General features: G+C 64.1%; 15 protein-coding genes. 8 read left to right on the forward strand and 7 right to left on the reverse strand.

The window, feature by feature from the left end:
• Positions 1–43: 43 nt before the first annotated feature.
• The 4 genes from GGD65_RS02630 to coaD are packed head-to-tail and all read right to left on the reverse strand — an operon-like array spanning position 44 to position 2,033.
• Entirely contained in the window at positions 44–508 is a 465-nt protein-coding gene (locus GGD65_RS02630; RefSeq protein WP_018317921.1) for a peptidylprolyl isomerase, read from the reverse strand.
• On the reverse strand, positions 505–927 hold the full coding sequence (locus GGD65_RS02635; protein ID WP_018317920.1) for a hypothetical protein: 423 nt from the start codon (positions 925–927) through the stop codon (positions 505–507). The genes GGD65_RS02630 and GGD65_RS02635 overlap by 4 nt, the downstream gene beginning before the upstream one ends.
• A gap of 9 nt (positions 928–936) precedes the next feature.
• A complete protein-coding gene (locus tag GGD65_RS02640) occupies positions 937–1,500 on the reverse strand; it encodes a peptidylprolyl isomerase (protein ID WP_183234340.1) in 564 nt (187 codons plus the stop codon).
• A 35-nt stretch (positions 1,501–1,535) separates the two neighbouring features.
• Positions 1,536–2,033 (reverse strand): pantetheine-phosphate adenylyltransferase, encoded by a 498-nt coding sequence (coaD, locus tag GGD65_RS02645; RefSeq protein ID WP_018317918.1) that lies wholly within the window; start codon positions 2,031–2,033, stop codon positions 1,536–1,538.
• A gap of 261 nt (positions 2,034–2,294) precedes the next feature.
• On the opposite strand from coaD, the gene GGD65_RS02650 reads away from it, so the two are divergent.
• The 3 genes from GGD65_RS02650 (at position 2,295) to GGD65_RS02660 (ending at position 5,656) form a co-directional block, all read left to right on the forward strand.
• A complete protein-coding gene (locus tag GGD65_RS02650) occupies positions 2,295–2,552 on the forward strand; it encodes a hypothetical protein (protein ID WP_183234341.1) in 258 nt (85 codons plus the stop codon).
• Positions 2,553–2,726: 174 nt separating this feature from the next.
• Positions 2,727–4,580: a potassium transporter Kup gene (locus tag GGD65_RS02655; RefSeq protein WP_183234928.1), complete on the forward strand. Its 1,854-nt coding sequence runs from the start codon at positions 2,727–2,729 to the stop codon at positions 4,578–4,580.
• Positions 4,581–4,690: 110 nt separating this feature from the next.
• The gene (locus GGD65_RS02660; protein ID WP_183234342.1) at positions 4,691–5,656 is read left to right on the forward strand and encodes a phosphotransferase family protein; all 966 of its coding nucleotides are present in this window, start codon (positions 4,691–4,693) and stop codon (positions 5,654–5,656) included.
• A gap of 9 nt (positions 5,657–5,665) precedes the next feature.
• Here GGD65_RS02660 and gyrA read toward each other — a convergent pair whose 3' ends face one another.
• Both gyrA and GGD65_RS02670 read right to left on the reverse strand, forming a co-directional pair.
• Positions 5,666–8,404 carry a DNA gyrase subunit A gene (gene gyrA / locus GGD65_RS02665; RefSeq protein ID WP_179736615.1) on the reverse strand — a complete coding sequence of 913 codons (2,739 nt, stop codon included), beginning with the start codon at positions 8,402–8,404 and terminating at the stop codon, positions 5,666–5,668.
• Positions 8,405–8,760: 356 nt separating this feature from the next.
• Positions 8,761–9,258, reverse strand: coding sequence for a single-stranded DNA-binding protein (locus GGD65_RS02670; protein ID WP_018317913.1), 498 nt, complete (start codon positions 9,256–9,258; stop codon positions 8,761–8,763).
• A 448-nt stretch (positions 9,259–9,706) separates the two neighbouring features.
• On the opposite strand from GGD65_RS02670, the gene GGD65_RS02675 reads away from it, so the two are divergent.
• The 3 genes from GGD65_RS02675 to GGD65_RS02685 all read left to right on the forward strand — a co-directional run bounded on the left by GGD65_RS02675 (position 9,707) and on the right by GGD65_RS02685 (position 12,326).
• On the forward strand, positions 9,707–10,456 hold the full coding sequence (locus tag GGD65_RS02675; RefSeq protein WP_018317912.1) for an outer membrane protein: 750 nt from the start codon (positions 9,707–9,709) through the stop codon (positions 10,454–10,456).
• 235 nt (positions 10,457–10,691) lie between these two features.
• Complete coding sequence (locus GGD65_RS02680; protein ID WP_018317911.1) at positions 10,692–11,366, forward strand: outer membrane protein; 675 nt, start codon at positions 10,692–10,694, stop codon at positions 11,364–11,366.
• A 213-nt stretch (positions 11,367–11,579) separates the two neighbouring features.
• Positions 11,580–12,326: an outer membrane protein gene (locus tag GGD65_RS02685; protein ID WP_026201934.1), complete on the forward strand. Its 747-nt coding sequence runs from the start codon at positions 11,580–11,582 to the stop codon at positions 12,324–12,326.
• Positions 12,327–12,359: 33 nt separating this feature from the next.
• On the opposite strand, the gene GGD65_RS02690 is transcribed toward GGD65_RS02685, so the two are convergent.
• Positions 12,360–12,629 carry a hypothetical protein gene (locus GGD65_RS02690; RefSeq protein ID WP_183234343.1) on the reverse strand — a complete coding sequence of 90 codons (270 nt, stop codon included), beginning with the start codon at positions 12,627–12,629 and terminating at the stop codon, positions 12,360–12,362.
• Between GGD65_RS02690 and uvrA the strand changes: the two genes are divergently transcribed.
• Positions 12,613–15,588 carry an excinuclease ABC subunit UvrA gene (uvrA, locus tag GGD65_RS02695; protein WP_104464777.1) on the forward strand — a complete coding sequence of 992 codons (2,976 nt, stop codon included), beginning with the start codon at positions 12,613–12,615 and terminating at the stop codon, positions 15,586–15,588. The genes GGD65_RS02690 and uvrA overlap by 17 nt on opposite strands.
• Positions 15,589–15,668: 80 nt before the next feature.
• The gene (locus GGD65_RS02700) at positions 15,669–16,232 is read left to right on the forward strand and encodes a DinB family protein (RefSeq protein WP_179736611.1); all 564 of its coding nucleotides are present in this window, start codon (positions 15,669–15,671) and stop codon (positions 16,230–16,232) included.
• Positions 16,233–16,275: the final 43 nt, after the last annotated feature.

Consider the following 16,275-nt stretch of genomic DNA (forward strand, 5'->3'; position numbering starts at 1 on the left):
CCGTAGACGGCGCTTCGCGCCTCCTCACCATGAGGGGAATTGCTTACTCAGCGTCAGCCGCCATCCGCGCCTTGACGATCTTGTCGGGGTTCTGCACCGGCTCGCCGCGCTTGATCTTGTCGACGTTCTCCATGCCCTCGGTGACCTTGCCCCACACGGTGTACTGGTTGTCGAGGAAGCGGGCGTCGTCGAAGCAGATGAAGAACTGGCTGTCGCCGGAATCCGGGTTGGCGGCGCGTGCCATCGAGGTGGTGCCGCGCACATGCGGCTCCTTGTTGAACTCGGCCTTCAGCTTCTTGCCTGAGCCGCCGGTGCCGGTGCCCTGCGGGCAGCCGGTCTGCGCCATGAAGCCGTCGATCACGCGGTGGAACACGATTCCGTCGTAGAAGCCCTCCCGGACCAGCTCCTTGATGCGCGCGACATGACCGGGCGCGAGGTCGGGCCGCATCTCGATGGTGACCGGGCCCTGGGTGGTCTCGAGGATCAGGGTGTTTTCGGTGGCGCTCATGCTCGTCTCTCTTGCGTTGGAGGTGAAGTCTTGTCAGGCGTTTTGCGGCTGCGGAACTGGATCGCGAATGGTCGCCCCGCGGCGGCGCCGGCCATTGCATCGGTAAATGGCATCGGCGTGCAGCGTTGCAACGCCTCCATCACCGCGATCCGGTATTGCAGCCGGTCATTGTCGGAGGCCTCCGCGGATTCATAGGAGATCCTCGGATGGCCCAGAATGTCGCCGGACCGGTTAAAGCTCACGACGACGGTGATGTCGAGTGGGCGAGCCTTGGCGGCCGGCGGCGGTTTCCAGCAGGTGCGCAGGTGCCGGAAGATATCCTGGATGGTATTGACCTGCCTATCCTCGGCGGCCGCACTGGACACGCCGAGCAACAGCACCGCAGCAACCAGCAGGAGCCTGTCGCCACAACGTGCCATCGCCTTCTCCTATTTGATGTCGGCGGCGACCTGCACCTTCACCATCTTGTCGGGATCGGTCACGGCGCCGCCGGGGGAGCCGGGAGGAGCCTTCTTAAGCTTGTCGACGACCTCCATGCCCTGCACGACCTCGCCGATTACGGTGTACTGGTTATCGAGGCTGCCGCCGTCGGCGAACATGATGAAGAACTGCGAGTTGGCACTGTCGACGCTGTCGCCGCGCCGGGCCATGCCGACGATGCCGCGGGCGAAATGCACCTTGGAGAATTCCTGCTTCAGGTTCGGATATTTCGATCCGCCGGTGCCGTTGAAGTTCTGCCCGTCGCCGGTCTGCGCCATGAAGCCGTCCATGACGCGATGGAACGGCACGTTGTTGTAATAGCCCTCGCGCGCGAGCTGCTTGATACGCTCGGCATGCTGGGGCGCGATGTCGGTGCGCAGCTTGATGACGATGCGGCCCTTGGTGGTGTCGATGACGATGGCGTTGGCTTTGTCGAGATTGGCCGGCAATTGCTGCGCCACCGCCGGCACCGCGAACACAAGCGCGGCAAGAACTGCGAGAATTCGGATCATGACAACTCCGGATCAGAGAGAAAGGAAGCGCGCCGTTATGCGGCGAATTTTGCCTTGAGCTGGGCCGCAACCTGCGGCGGGACGAAGGCCGAGACGTCCCCGCCCATGCCGGCGATCTGGCGCACCAAAGTGGCGGTGATCGGGCGAACCATGGGAGAGGCCGGCAGGAAGACCGTATGCACCTCCGGCGCCATCGCCTCGTTCATGCCGGCGAGCTGCATCTCGTAGTCGAGATCGCTGCCGTCACGCAGGCCCCGAATCATGATCGTCGCACCGTGCTTGCGCGCCGCCGTCACCGACAAATCATCAAACGTCACGGCTTCGAGCACGCAGCCGGCCTTGGCGGCCAGCGGCCCGCAGACGTCATGGAGCATCTGCAGCCGCTCCTCCGTCGAGAACAGCGGCTTCTTGCCGGGGTGGACCCCGATCGCAACCACGAGCCGGTCGCACAGGGAAACGCTGTGCCGGACCACGTCCAGATGGCCGTTGGTGATGGGGTCGAAGGAACCGGGATAGAAGGCAATGCGCGGCATGGCCCCGTCCTACCGCGCCCGGCCCGGCCCGGCAAGCCGGGCCGGTTCCCCAGCCATTTTCCGGCGAAATATCCCGCCGGCCCTGTCGGCGATGGCCGGTTTGTTTCGTCCTGAGGGCGACCACGAAACAAAGCGGCGCGGACACGAAACCATTTCCCGTGCCGGCGAAGACGTCCGGAAACTGGCCATGGTTACTAATCCGGCCAACGAATGACGGGCCGCACACTGGGCGTAGGCGGCCGCATCACAGGGGACTGTCAAATGATCAAGGCTCTTTCAGCGATCGCTCTGTCTGCGTGTGTCGCCGCCGCCCTTACCCTCCTGCCCGGCTTTGCCCCGCGCGTCGAGGCCAGCGTGCCGCAGCCGCTGGCCAAGAGCGACCGGCTCGATATCCGCGCCATCGGCAAGGACTGCTCGCAGCAGGCCTGGCCCAATTTCGAGGCCTCCTGCCTGCGCAAGGCCGGCACCAAGGCGAATGTCCGCGAGGCCCGCCTCGTGACCGCCAACCGCACCCCGTAGGCCTGTCAGCTTCACGTCACATAATCCCGATGGAGTTTTGCGACGTCTCGTCGCAGACTGCGTTGCTCGCGCCCGCCGGAATGGCCCGTCGGGCGCGATCCTATCGGGGGGTTGCCATTGTCCAGTACGCCCGCTGTCGTTTCCGGCCACCATCCTGATCCGCTACCGCTTGCCATGACCATGGGCGCCCTCGGGGTGGTCTATGGCGATATCGGTACCAGCCCGCTCTATGCCCTGAAGGAAGCCGCCAAGGCGGCTGCCCATGGCGGCACACTCAGTCACGATGCAGTCCTGGGGATTGCCTCGCTGATCCTCTGGGCCCTGCTGCTGATCATCTCGCTGAAATATGCGCTGCTGATCCTTCGCGCAGACAATCGCGGCGAAGGCGGCATCGTCGCCCTGCTGGCGCTGCTCCATGCCCGCCACGCCCAGCCAGGCACATGGCGCGCCCATCTCCTGGTGGTCGGGCTCGTCGGCGCTGCGCTGCTCTATGGCGACGGCGCGATCACGCCGGCCATCTCGGTGCTCTCAGCCATCGAGGGCCTCAAGGTCGACGCCCCCTCGCTTGCGCCGGCCGTGGTGCCCGTGACCGTCGCCATCCTGATCGGCCTGTTCATGATGCAGAAGCAGGGCACCGGCTTCATCGGCCGCATCTTCGGGCCTGTGATGCTGGCCTGGTTCGTCGTGCTCGCGGCGCTCGGCATCCACGGCATCGTCAAGGCGCCGGCGGTGCTGGTGGCGCTCAGCCCGCTCTATGCCTTCGACTTCCTGATCCACCAGGATTTCCACATCTCGTTCGGAATTCTCGGCGCGGCCTTTCTCGCGGTGACCGGCGGCGAGGCCATGTATGCCGACATGGGACATTTCGGCCGCCTGCCGATCCGCCTCGCCTGGTTCGCCATCTGCCTGCCCGCGCTGGTGCTGAATTATTTCGGCCAGGCCGCGCTCTTGATCACCGATCCCACGATGATCGAAAATCCGTTCTTCCAGCTCTGCCCCGACGCCCTGCACTATCTGCTGGTCGCATTCTCGACGGTCGCGACCGTGATCGCCTCGCAGGCGATCATCTCCGGCGTGTTCTCGCTGACCCAGCAGTCGATCCAGCTCGGCTTCCTGCCGCGCATGCTGATCCGTCACACCACGAGCCACGCGATCGGCCAGATCTACGTGCCGCTGGTGAACTGGCTGCTTGCAGCTGCGACGCTCGGGGCGGTCCTGAGCTTTGGCACGTCGGACGCGCTTGCCGGCGCCTACGGCATCGCGGTGTCGCTGCTGATGGCGATCACGACGCTGCTCGCCGCGCTGGTCGCGATCCAGTGGGGCTATTCGCCCTGGCTCGTGGTGGCCGTGAACGGCGCCTTCTTCGTCATCGACGTGATCTTCTTCTCGGCCAACTCGATCAAGCTGTTCGAGGGCGGCTGGTTTCCGCTGCTGCTCGCCGGCCTCGTCGCCTTCCTGATGCTGACCTGGCGCGCCGGCGTGAAGCTGGTCGAGGCCGCGAGGGGCCGGCTCCGGCAGCCCGAGGAAGACCTGATCGAGACCGCCGTGAACAAGTGCAGCGCAAGACTGCCCGGGACCGCCGTGTTCCTGGCCTCCGCACCGCGCGGCGTGCCGCTCGCGCTCACCCAGTTCGTCAGGCACAACCGCGTGCTGCACGAGCGCGTGCTGCTGGTCACCGTGCTGATCGAGGAGCTTCCGCACATCGCGGACGAGGAACGCGCCGAGGTGATCGACATCATTCCCGGCATCACCCGCGTGATCCTGCATTACGGCTTCATGCAGAACCCGACGATCTATGAAGGCCTGAATCTCGTCTGTCGCCAGAGCAAGCTGCCCGGCATCGACCTCTCCGACATCACCTACTATGTCGGCCGCGAGACCATCATTCCGAGCGAGGACATTCCCGGCATGTGGGTCTGGCGCGAAGGCGTGTTCGCCTTCCTGCAGCGCAACGCCGAACGCTCGGCCGCGTTCTTCGGCGTTCCGACCAAGCAGGTGGTAGAGTTCGGCACGGAGCTGGAGATTTAGGGCATGGCGCGTAGCCCGGATGGAGCGCAGCGCAATCCGGGACTTTTGAGCCTTGCGAGAACCCGGATTTCGCTTCGCTCCATCCAGGATACAAGCCTGACCTTGAAGCCATGACAACCAGTGACGCTCCTTCCTTGAAGCTGAAGCCACGCCTGCCGGTCTCGGCCGATCAGGTGCAAGCGATCATCCGCCGGATCTACCCGCAGGCATCGCTGCTCGGCATCACAGAGCTACATGGCGGGGAGATCAGCACCGTGCTCAAGATCGCGCTGGCGGATGCGCGCCCCTGCATCCTCAAGGTCTATCCGGAATCGCTGCAATGGAAGATGGCCAAGGAGATTTACGTCCTGGGGCTCCTGCGAGACCTCGGCACGTCCATTCCCAAAATCCTGCTTGCCGACGACACGCGAACGGCGATCGAGCTGAACTATCTGCTCATGACCCGGCTCGACGGCACGGTACTCGGCCGACGCGAGGCAACGCTGTCGGAGACCGAGCTGTTTGCGATCTACGCCGAGATGGGCGCGACGCTGCGCCGGATCAACGACGTCATGCTCGACAGCTTTGGCTATATCGGCCCCAACGGGGTCTGGACGGCCCATCCGAGCAACCAAGCCTACATGTCGGCGCAGTTCGACCGAAAGCTCAGGGAGTTTCTCACACGCGGCGGCGATCCAGCTTTAGCCGCGCGTCTTCGCGACAGCGTCACGGCACGACAGCAACTGTTCGAGGCAGCAATCACCCCTCGACTGTGCCACTACGATTTCCATGCTGGCAATGTGCTGGTGACGTCGCAGGGCGCACCACGCCTGACGGGCATCGTCGACTTCGAGAACGCGACATCGGGCGATCCGTTGATGGATATCGCGAAGGCGCTGTACTATTTCACGCCGAAGGATGCGCCAAAGCGCGACGGATTGCTCGCCGGCTGTGGTCAGATGGGGCGCCCCGACTGGCAGGAGACGCTCGATCTCTATCGGCTGTACTGCACGCTGGAGCTCTGGTGCTGGATGGCACAGATCGGCAAGCGAGAGGCGCTTGCCGACCTCACGAGCGAGCTTGCGAACGGCGTGTAGAACGGGGCATCACGCCCCGTTCCCGTTCTCGCCATTCCCGCTCTCGGCCTCTTCCGTGATGTGCTCGACCGAGACGACATGCTCGTCCTCGGCGGTGTCGAACACGATCACGCCTTGCGTCGAGCGGCCGGCGATGCGGATGCCTTCGACCGGGCAGCGGATCAGCTGGCCCTTGTCGGTGACCAGCATGATCTGGTCGGCATCTTCCACCGGGAAGGACGCGACCAGATTGCCGTTGCGGTTGTTGACGCTCATGGCGACGATGCCTTTGCCGCCGCGGCCGGTGGTGCGGTACTCGTAGGACAATGTCCGCTTGCCATAACCGTTGACGGAGACGGTGAGCACGACCTGCTCCTGCGCCGACATCTCGGCGTAACGCTCCTGCGCGAGCTGGAAGCTGCCGGAGGTCTCCTCGGCCTCGGCGTCCGCGGCGGCATCTTCGGCCGCAGCTTCGCCGGCGACGGCGCGGCGCATCTTCAGGTAGGCCGAGCGCTCGTCCGAGGTGGTCTCGACGTGGCGCAGGATCGCCAGCGAGATCACCTTGTCGCCTTCGCCGAGCGCGATTCCGCGCACGCCCATCGAGGTGCGCCCGGTGAACACGCGCACATCAGGAACCGGGAAGCGGATACACTGGCCGCCGGCGGCGGTCAGCAGCACGTCGTCGCGCTCGGTGCAGATCTGCACGTCGACGATCGACTCGCCGTCATCCAGCTTCATGGCGATGATGCCGGAGCGGCGGACGTCGACGAAGTCTGACAGCTTGTTGCGGCGGACATTGCCGCCTGTCGTGGCGAACATCACGTCGAGCTCGCCCCAGGTGGATTCGTCCTCCGGCAGCGGCATGATGGTGGTGATGCGCTCGCCCTGCTCCAGCGGCAGGATGTTGATCAGCGCCTTGCCGCGCGCGTTCGGCGCGGCCATCGGCAGACGCCAGACCTTCTCCTTGTAGACCTGGCCGCGCGAGGAGAAGAACAGCACCGGCGTGTGCGTGGAGGCCACGAACAGGCGGCTGACGAAATCCTCGTCGCGGGTCTGCATGCCGGCGCGGCCCTTGCCGCCGCGGCGCTGCGCACGGTAGGCCGACAGCGGCACGCGCTTGACGTAGCCGGCGTGGGACACCGTGACGACCATGTCCTCGCGCTGGATCAGGTCCTCGTCCTCGACCTCGCCTTCCTGCTCGATGATGACGGTGCGGCGCGGCGTGGCGAACTCGGCCTTCACCTCGGCGAGCTCGGTCTTGATGATGCCCAGCACGCGCTCGCGCGAGCGCAGGATGTCGAGATAATCGGCAATCTCGCCGGCAAGCTTGTCGAGCTCGTCGCGGATTTCGTCGCGGCCGAGTGCGGTGAGGCGCTGAAGGCGCAGGTCGAGAATGGCCCTCGCCTGCTCCATCGACAGCCGGATCGTGCCGTCCGCGCTGATGCGGTGACGGGGATCGTCGATCAGGGTCAGCATGTCCTCGACGTCCCGGGCCGGCCAGTCGCGCGACATCAGCGTGTCGCGCGCGGTGGTCGGGTCCGGCGAGGTCCGGATCACGCGGATCATCTCGTCGATATTGGCCACCGCGATCGCCAGACCGACCAAAATATGGGCGCGGTCGCGCGCCTTGGCGAGCAGGTACTTGGTGCGCCGCGTGACGACCCGCTCACGGAAGTCGACGAAGATCGCGAGCAGGTCCTTCAGATGCATGATCCGTGGACGGCCGCTGTCGAGCGCCACCATGTTGACGCCGAAGCTGGTCTGCAGCGGCGTGAAACGGTACAGCTGATTCAGCACCACATCCGGCACGGCGTCGCGCTTCAATTCGATGACGACGCGGTAGCCTTCGCGATCCGATTCATCGCGCAGGTCGCCGATGCCCTCGATCTTCTTTTCCTTCACCAGCTCGGCGATGCGCTCGACCATCGTCGCCTTGTTCACCTGGTAGGGAATCTCGGTGATGATGAGCGCCTCACGCTCCTTGCGGATGGTCTCGATCGCGACCTTGCCGCGCATGACGATCGAGCCGCGGCCGAGGTGATAGGCGGAGCGGATGCCCTGCCGTCCGAGAATGACGCCGCCGGTCGGGAAATCCGGTCCGGGCACGATGTTGATGAGCTCGTCGATGGTGAGCGCGGGGTTGTCGATCAGCGCGACGCAGGCGTCGATGACCTCGCCGAGATTGTGCGGCGGGATATTGGTCGCCATGCCGACCGCGATGCCGCCGGCGCCGTTGACGAGAAGGTTCGGGAACTTGGCCGGCAAGACCGACGGTTCGGTCTCGTTGTTGTCGTAGTTCGGCTGGAAGTCGACAGTGTCCTTGTCGATGTCGGCCAGCAGGGCCAGCGCGGCCTTGGTCAGGCGCGCTTCGGTGTAACGATAGGCAGCCGGGGGATCGCCGTCGACCGAGCCGAAATTGCCCTGGCCGTCGATCAACGGCACGCGCATCGAGAAGTCCTGCGCCATGCGGACCATGGCGTCGTAAATCGACTGGTCGCCGTGCGGGTGATACTTACCGATGACGTCACCGACCACGCGGGCGGATTTGACGTACTTCTTGTCGGGCGTGTGCCCCTGCTCGTTCATCGAGAACAGGATGCGGCGGTGCACCGGCTTCAGACCGTCCCGGGCATCAGGCAGCGCCCGCGCCACGATCACGCTCATGGCGTAATCGAGATAGGACTTCTTCATCTCCTCGAAGATGGAGACGGGGCGAATATCCGAGGGTTGCCCCGGCTGGTCGCCGGGCTTGTCGTCGTCGTCAGCCAAGGGGAAATCCGGTGAGGTTTTATCTGGGAATCATATAGCGCATCGAGACCCTGATAACCACCCTCGCAGGCTTCAGGGAAGCGCTTTTTCCGCTTATTTTTCCAATAGCTTACGGCCTTAAGGGGAGCGTCTCGGAGGGACCGGGAACAGGCCTTCCGAAATCGCCTCTGGGACCCCTGTCGATCGCGCGTCAACGCGCCCTTCGACGCGATTGCGCTGGGCAATCCGAGTTCAACCCAAACATGAAGCGGGCCCGGAAAACCCGAGCCCTTCCTGCCGATTAGTAAGGTTTGCTGACACGAAATGAGAAGGCGCCGCTCAGCCGGCCAGCGCCCCCTCATCGTCCCGGTCCGTGCTCAGAACGGGATGTCGTCGTCCATGTCGCTGTTGCGGCCACCGCCGCCGGCGGCGACGGGACGGCGCGGTGCGCTGCTGACGGGCCCGGAGGAACCGAAATCGCCGCCCGGCTCGTCGCCGAAGCTGCCGCCTCCTCCGCCGCCGCCACGGCCATCGAGCATCGTGAGCGTCGAATTGAAGCCCTGGAGCACGACCTCGGTCGAGTACTTCTCGACGCCGCTCTGGTCGGTCCATTTGCGAGTCTGGAGCGCGCCCTCGATGTAAACCTTCGCGCCCTTCTTCAGGTATTGCTCGGCGACCTTGCAGAGCCCTTCATTGAAGATCACGACGCGATGCCACTCGGTCTTTTCCTTGCGCTCGCCGCTGTTCTTGTCGCGCCAGGTCTCGGAGGTGGCGATGCTCAGATTCGCGATCGGCCGCCCGTCCTGGGTGCGGCGGATTTCAGGATCCTTGCCGAGATTTCCAACCAGAATGACCTTGTTGACGCTTCCCGCCATCGCCGCTCTCCACTCCGAATGCCACTGAATTTCCTAAGGCCGAGCGCGCTGCCCGCGTTCCTCTGCGCCCTGTTAAGGCGACCCTATACGCTTGCAGGGGCTGATCAGCCCATCACCCCCGAGGTTATCCCCACATATAGCACCGACCGGCGATCTGTTCCAGATTTGTTCCTTCAGAAATCGCCGCCAAATGTGGAGACGCGATGGCATCCAGATGGCGCTGCGATGGCAATCGGGATGGAACCAAATCGGGTTCCCGTGAACGGCAAAAACTACTTAACATTCATTAAGTTAGAGGTAGGTCGATTACATCCAACTGTTGCACTCCGGGCACGGACTCTGCCGCAGAATCGAGCTATCGTCGTGCCTGGAATTGATGCAATGGGCCTCGCGCCTGATCGTCCGCCTTGGGGAACTCAGAGAGGCGGACACGACTGGGGAGATTACAGTGAAGAAGATTTTGTTTGGCTTCGCCGGCGCGGTTGCGCTGACCCTCTCGGCTCCGGCCGGTGCTGCGGATCTCGCAGCGCGTCCCTATACAAAGGCGCCGGTCGCGCCCCCCGCTCCGATCTATACCTGGACCGGCTTCTACCTCGGTGTGCAGGGCGGTGGTGCCTGGGGCCGCAGCGACGAAACCTTCTTTGGCGGTCCGAATACGGCGCTCTTTGCGGGAAGTCAGAACTACGACACCACCGGCGGCTTTGTCGGTGGCGTGGTCGGCTACAACTGGCAGGCGGCCAACTGGGTGTTCGGCATCGAGGGCGACTATCATTGGGCTGACATCAACGGTCGTTCGGCCGAGATCAATGCCGGCCTCGGCGACACCTATTTCACGAGAATCCGCGGTTTCGGCGACATCAAGGGCCGTCTCGGCTACTCGACCGGCCCCGCTCTCTTCTTCGTCAGCGGCGGCGCTGCGGTCGGCGACATTCAGCATCGCTACGATGGCGTCCCCGGAAACGTCTTCATCCAGAACAACACCCGCTGGGGTTGGACCGTCGGCGCCGGCGCGGAATACATGTTCGCTCCGAACTGGTCGGCCAAGGTCGAATACAACTATATCGATTTCGGCAAGAGCACGATTCAGTACAGCCCCGTCGTGACCAACCGGTCCGAGTGGACCGATACCGTCCACACGGTCAAGGCAGGCGTGAATTATCACTTCAACTGGGGTGCGCAGGGCGTCGCGCGGTACTGATATCCCTCTGACATCATTGACGTTTAAGGCCGGCCTCGCGCCGGCCTTTTTCGTTTGGCGAGACATGAACGGGGGGCAATAAGTCAGTAACCATCACCTTTTCGACCGATGTGGCTTTTCGGAGACACAACTTGCGGCTTTAGTGGTGTAAGCACGGCGTTAGTTGGGCCGTTGAGTCCGCTGCCCTTCCGGTCAGGAAGGCAACAACAGAAACTGGGACTGGGATTAGTTGAAAATGAAGAAGGTTTTGTTGGCTTCGGCCTGTTTGTTCGCTCTCGCTGCGCCCGCTTCGGCGGCCGACCTCGCAGCCCGCCCCTACACCAAGGCTCCGATCGCTCCGGCGGCTGCCGTCTACAACTGGACCGGCTTCTATCTCGGTATCGTCGGTGGCGGCGCCTGGGAAAACGCTTCCGGCGACCCGAAGATGAAGGGTGGCTTCGTCGGCGGCACCGCCGGCTACAACTGGCAGGCCGGCAACGTCGTGTTCGGCATCGAGGCCGATGGTTCCTGGGCTGACGTCAGCGCCTCGGCGACTGCTCTCGGCATCACCGTGTCGTCCAAGACCGACGCGCTCGGCACCGTCCGCGGCCGCATCGGCTGGGCCGTCAACAACGTGCTGTTCTACGGCACCGGTGGTTACGCCTGGATCGACAACAAGGTCAGCGTCAGCGCGCTCGGCGTGACTGTCTCCGACAGCAAGTTCCACTCGGGCTGGACCGTCGGCGCCGGCGTCGAGGCGTTCTTCGCTCCGCAGTGGTCGGTCAAGGGCGAGTACCTCTATCGCAGCCTCGGCGGCGAGACCTACTTCTCCGGTCTCGGCGCTCCGGTCACCACCGGCACGCTCAACTTCCACACCGTGCAGGTCGGCGTGAACTATCACTTCGGCGCCCCCGTGGTCGCCAAGTACTAAGCTACACTTCAACGCCTCGCGTTACGAAAGGCCGGCCTCGCGCCGGCCTTTTTGTTTTTTGCGCGCCAACCGGCCCGCTCGCGTTTTCGCAGAGATGTGGCCCCCGGGTGACACAACCTTTGGCTTTAATGGTGTAAAGCAATGACATTATAGGTCCGCTGGCTCTTCCGCTTTTCGGAAGTCCAGAAAGAGAAACGGAACTGGGGAATGGATATGAAGAAGCTTTTGCTGGCTTCGGCCAGCTTGTTCGCACTTAGCGCGTTGGCACCCGCCTCGGCGGCCGATTTGGCGGCCCGCCCCTACACCAAGGCTCCGGTCGCGCCGATCGCGATGTACAATTGGAGCGGTTTCTACATCGGTATCAACGGCGGCGGCGCCTCGAGCCGCAACTGCTGGGACGTCAACAATATCTTCGGCATTGCCGGTCCGGACACGGCTGAAGGCTGTCACAATGCGACCGGCGGCGTCGTCGGCGGCCAGGTCGGTTATCGCTGGCAGTCGGCCAATTGGGTGTTCGGCCTCGAAGCTCAGGGCGACTGGGCCAACCTGAAGGGCTCGAATACGAGCTTGGTGCTTGGCCCGCTGGTCAACCAGACCAAGATCGACGCAATTGGCCTGTTCACCGGCCAAGTCGGCTATGCCTGGAACAACGTGCTCTGGTACGTGAAGGGTGGCGCGGCCGTCACGCACGCCAAATATAACGGTCTGCTGGGTGGCGTCGTCCTCGATAGCGCGAGCGAGACCCGCTGGGGTGGCGCGGTCGGCACCGGCATCGAATTCGGCTTCGCACCGAACTGGTCTGTTGCGATCGAATACGACCATCTGTTCATGGGCAAGCGCAACAACTCGTTCACGATCCTCGGCGTCAACGACCGCATCGACCGGATCAAGCAGGACGTCGACATGGGTACCGTCCGCCTCAACTACACCTTCGGCGGCCCCGTGGTCGCCCGGTATTGATCTGAAGTCCTGATCGCTACCGACGTCCCATCGTCACGAAAGGCCGGCCTTGCGCCGGCCTTTTTGTTTTTGCGGCACCTTGCCGCGCAGTTCCGAAAAGCTCCTGCTGCCAGATGCCGCCAGCGCGCCAACATTCCGTTGACGATTCGCAAGTCCCACTGGAAATCCGTCTCCGTTCTTCCTACGTTCGCTGACAACCCCATCGGCGCCGATCCCGGTTCCGGGCGAGCGCGCCTTTTTTATTGGCGCGGTCGCGCACCCATGGGATTCCTTGAGGGCAACTCGGATGGATGAAGTGATCAAGGCGAAGCGCCAACAACAGAACGCGGGCTCCAGCCTGCGCGCAATTACTATCCGTGGCGCGCGCGAGCACAACCTCAAGAACATCGACGTCGAGATTCCCCGCGACAAGCTGGTGGTGTTCACCGGCCTCTCCGGCTCCGGCAAATCCTCGCTCGCCTTCGACACCATCTATGCCGAGGGCCAGCGCCGCTACGTCGAATCGCTGTCGGCCTATGCGCGCCAGTTCCTCGAGATGATGCAGAAGCCTGATGTCGACCAGATCGACGGCCTGTCGCCGGCGATCTCGATCGAGCAGAAGACGACGTCGAAGAACCCGCGCTCCACCGTCGGCACCGTGACCGAGATCTACGACTACATGCGCCTGCTCTGGGCGCGCGTCGGCGTGCCCTATTCGCCGGCCACCGGCCTGCCGATCGAGAGCCAAACCGTGTCGCAGATGGTCGACCGCGTGCTGGCGCTGCCCGAGGGCACCCGCCTCTATCTGCTCGCGCCGGTCGTGCGCGGCCGCAAGGGCGAGTACCGCAAGGAGCTCGCCGAATGGCTCAAGAAGGGCTTTCAGCGCGTCAAGATCGACGGCACTTTCCATGAGCTCGCCGAGGCGCCGACGCTCGACAAGAAATTCCCGCACGACATCGACGTCGTCGTCGACCGCATCGTGGTGCGCGCCGACATCGGCCAGCGCCTCGCCGAGAGCTTTGAGACCGCGCTGAAGCTTGCCGAGGGCCTTGCCGTCGTCGAGTTCGCCGACGCACCCGCGGCCGCGCCCGCGGAAGAGAAAAAGAAGACGGCGAAGATCCACGACAAGAGCGGCCCCGAGCGCATCCTGTTCTCGGAAAAGTTCGCCTGCCCGGTCTCCGGCTTCACCATCCCCGAGGTCGAGCCGCGCCTGTTCTCGTTCAACAACCCCTACGGCGCGTGTCCGGCCTGCGGCGGCCTCGGCGTCGAGCAGCATGTCGACGAAGACCTCGTCATCCCCGACAAGGAGCTCGCGATCGGCAAGGGCGCGATTGCGCCCTGGGCCAAGTCGTCGTCGCCCTATTACGTGCAGACGCTGACCGCGCTCGGCAAGCACTACAAGTTCACGCTGACCACCAAGTGGAAGGACCTGGCCAAGAAGACTCAGAACGCCATCCTCCACGGCTCCGGCGAGGACGAGATCAAGTTCTCCTACGAGGACGGGGTGCGCTCCTACGACACCAAGAAGCCGTTCGAGGGCGTCATCACCAACATCAACCGCCGCTACCGCGAGACCGAGAGCGAGTGGGCGCGCGAGGAGCTGGCGAAGTATTTCCACGACGTGCCCTGCGAGGGCTGCAAGGGCTTTCGGCTCAAGCCCGAGGCGCTCTGCGTCAAGATCGGCGGCAAGCACATCGGCGAGATTTCCGAGCTGTCGGTGAAGGGCGCCGGTGCATGGTTCGAGACCGTGCCGGAGGCGCTGAACGCGCAGCAGAACGAGATCGCCGGCCGCATCCTGAAGGAAATCCGCGAGCGCCTGACCTTCCTGCTCGACGTCGGCCTCAACTACCTCACGCTGTCGCGCTCCTCCGGCACGTTGTCCGGCGGCGAGAGCCAGCGCATCCGCCTGGCCTCGCAGATCGGCTCGGGCCTGACGGGCGTGCTCTACGTGCTGGACGAGCCCTCGATCGGCCTGCACCAGCGCGACAACGCCCGCCTGCTCGACACCCTCAAGCGACTGCGCGACCTCGGCAACACCGTGATCGTGGTCGAGCATGACGAGGACGCCATCCTGCTCGCCGACCACGTCCTCGACATCGGCCCCGGCGCCGGCATGCATGGCGGCAACATCATTGCCGAAGGCACGCCCGCCGAGATCATGCGCAACCCGAAATCGCTGACCGGCAAGTACCTGACCGGCGAGCTCGAGGTCGAGGTGCCGGAGCGGCGCCCGCCGAACCACCGCCGCACCATCAAGGTGGTCAACGCGCGCGGCAACAATCTCAAGAACGTCACCGCCGAAATTCCGCTCGGCCTGTTCACCGCCGTCACCGGCGTGTCCGGCGGCGGCAAGTCGACGCTGCTGATCGACACGCTCTACAAGTCCATCGCCCGCAAGCTGAACAATGCCAGCGAGGGCGCCGCCCCGCACGACCGCATCGAGGGCCTCGAGCACATCGACAAGATCATCGATATCGACCAGTCGCCGATCGGCCGCACGCCGCGCTCGAACCCTGCAACCTACACCGGGGCCTTCACGCCGATCCGCGAATGGTTCGCCGGCCTGCCCGAGTCCAAGGCGCGCGGCTACGAGCCCGGCCGCTTCTCCTTCAACGTCAAGGGCGGCCGCTGCGAGGCCTGCCAGGGCGACGGCGTCATCAAGATCGAGATGCACTTCCTGCCCGACGTCTACGTCACCTGCGACGTCTGCAAGGGCAAGCGCTACAACCGCGAGACGCTCGAAGTCCTGTTCAAGGGCAAGTCAATCGCCGACGTGCTCGACATGACCGTCGAGGAAGCCGCCGAGTTCTTCAAGGCGGTGCCGCGCGTGCGCGAGACTTTTCAAACCTTGCACCGCGTCGGTCTCGATTACATTCACGTGGGCCAACAGGCGACAACACTCTCGGGCGGTGAAGCGCAACGCGTCAAATTGGCAAAAGAGCTGTCCAAGCGCGCCACCGGCCGCACGCTCTACATCCTGGACGAGCCCACCACCGGCCTGCACTTCCACGACGTCAAGAAGCTCCTGGAAGTGCTGCACGAGCTGGTCGCACAGGGCAACACGGTCGTCGTCATCGAGCACAATCTCGAAGTCATCAAGACCGCCGACTGGGTCATCGACCTCGGCCCCGAAGGCGGCGACGGCGGCGGCGAGATCGTCGCCTGGGGCCCGCCGGAAGACATCGCGAAGGCGCCGCGGAGCTACACGGGCAAATTCCTGGAGCCGGTGCTGAAGAAGGCACGGAAGCCGAAGCGAAGGAGCACGAGCGAGGCGGCGGAGTAGCAGCTTTGCATTGAAGCCGCAGCGCTGTAGGGCGGATTAGCGTAGCGTAATCCGCCACTATCCGATCGGGACGAACCAACATGTCCGCTGGACTCGTGCAGACCTATCGCGCCTTCGCCCACAACAATGCCTGGGCCAACCATCGGCTGCTCTCGGCTTGCGCCGCGCTGTCCCAGGTTGAATTCGAAGCCCACCGCACCGGCTTCTTTCCGAGCCTGCAGCGCACCCTGAACCACATCCATGTCATCGATCTCTTCTATATCGATGCGCTGGAGGGGGGCTGGCTCGGACCGGCGGCCTGGAAAAACGAAGTGCCCTACCCTTCCCTTGCCGCGCTGAAGCCCGCTCAAGCTGCGCTCGACAAGCGGCTGATCGCCATCTGCGATACGCTGACGCCCGCACGACTCGATGACATCGTGAAGATCAATCGCGACACGCAGGTGCAAACCGAGCGCCGCGACCGGCTCCTGATGCATCTCTTCCAGCATCAGATCCATCATCGCGGTCAGGCGCACGCCATGCTGTCCGAGACAGCCGTCGCCCCGCCTCAGCTCGACGAGTTCTTTGCCGAGGGAGAAGCCCCGCTCCGGGCCGCCGAGTTCGCTGCGTTGGGCTGGACCGAAGACACCGTGTGGAAATTCTAGTTCAATCGCCGGATGGACGAAGCGACATCCGGAGCCTTTCCTC

This window comes from Bradyrhizobium sp. CIR18, from assembly GCF_014198295.1.
In the GTDB taxonomy this organism is placed as follows: Bacteria; Pseudomonadota; Alphaproteobacteria; order Rhizobiales; family Xanthobacteraceae; genus Bradyrhizobium.

Excerpts from the sequence above, each read along its gene's own strand:
- GGD65_RS02630 (WP_018317921.1), bottom strand. The coding sequence starts at position 508 with ATGAGCGCCACCGAAAACACCCTGATCCTCGAGACCACCCAGGGCCCG.
- GGD65_RS02635 (WP_018317920.1), bottom strand. The coding sequence starts at position 927 with ATGGCACGTTGTGGCGACAGGCTCCTGCTGGTTGCTGCGGTGCTGTTG.
- GGD65_RS02640 (WP_183234340.1), bottom strand. The coding sequence starts at position 1,500 with ATGATCCGAATTCTCGCAGTTCTTGCCGCGCTTGTGTTCGCGGTGCCG.
- coaD (WP_018317918.1), bottom strand. The coding sequence starts at position 2,033 with ATGCCGCGCATTGCCTTCTATCCCGGTTCCTTCGACCCCATCACCAAC.
- GGD65_RS02650 (WP_183234341.1), top strand. The coding sequence starts at position 2,295 with ATGATCAAGGCTCTTTCAGCGATCGCTCTGTCTGCGTGTGTCGCCGCC.
- GGD65_RS02655 (WP_183234928.1), top strand. The coding sequence starts at position 2,727 with ATGACCATGGGCGCCCTCGGGGTGGTCTATGGCGATATCGGTACCAGC.
- GGD65_RS02660 (WP_183234342.1), top strand. The coding sequence starts at position 4,691 with ATGACAACCAGTGACGCTCCTTCCTTGAAGCTGAAGCCACGCCTGCCG.
- GGD65_RS02670 (WP_018317913.1), bottom strand. The coding sequence starts at position 9,258 with ATGGCGGGAAGCGTCAACAAGGTCATTCTGGTTGGAAATCTCGGCAAG.
- GGD65_RS02680 (WP_018317911.1), top strand. The coding sequence starts at position 10,692 with ATGAAGAAGGTTTTGTTGGCTTCGGCCTGTTTGTTCGCTCTCGCTGCG.
- GGD65_RS02685 (WP_026201934.1), top strand. The coding sequence starts at position 11,580 with ATGAAGAAGCTTTTGCTGGCTTCGGCCAGCTTGTTCGCACTTAGCGCG.
- uvrA (WP_104464777.1), top strand. The coding sequence starts at position 12,613 with ATGGATGAAGTGATCAAGGCGAAGCGCCAACAACAGAACGCGGGCTCC.
- GGD65_RS02700 (WP_179736611.1), top strand. The coding sequence starts at position 15,669 with ATGTCCGCTGGACTCGTGCAGACCTATCGCGCCTTCGCCCACAACAAT.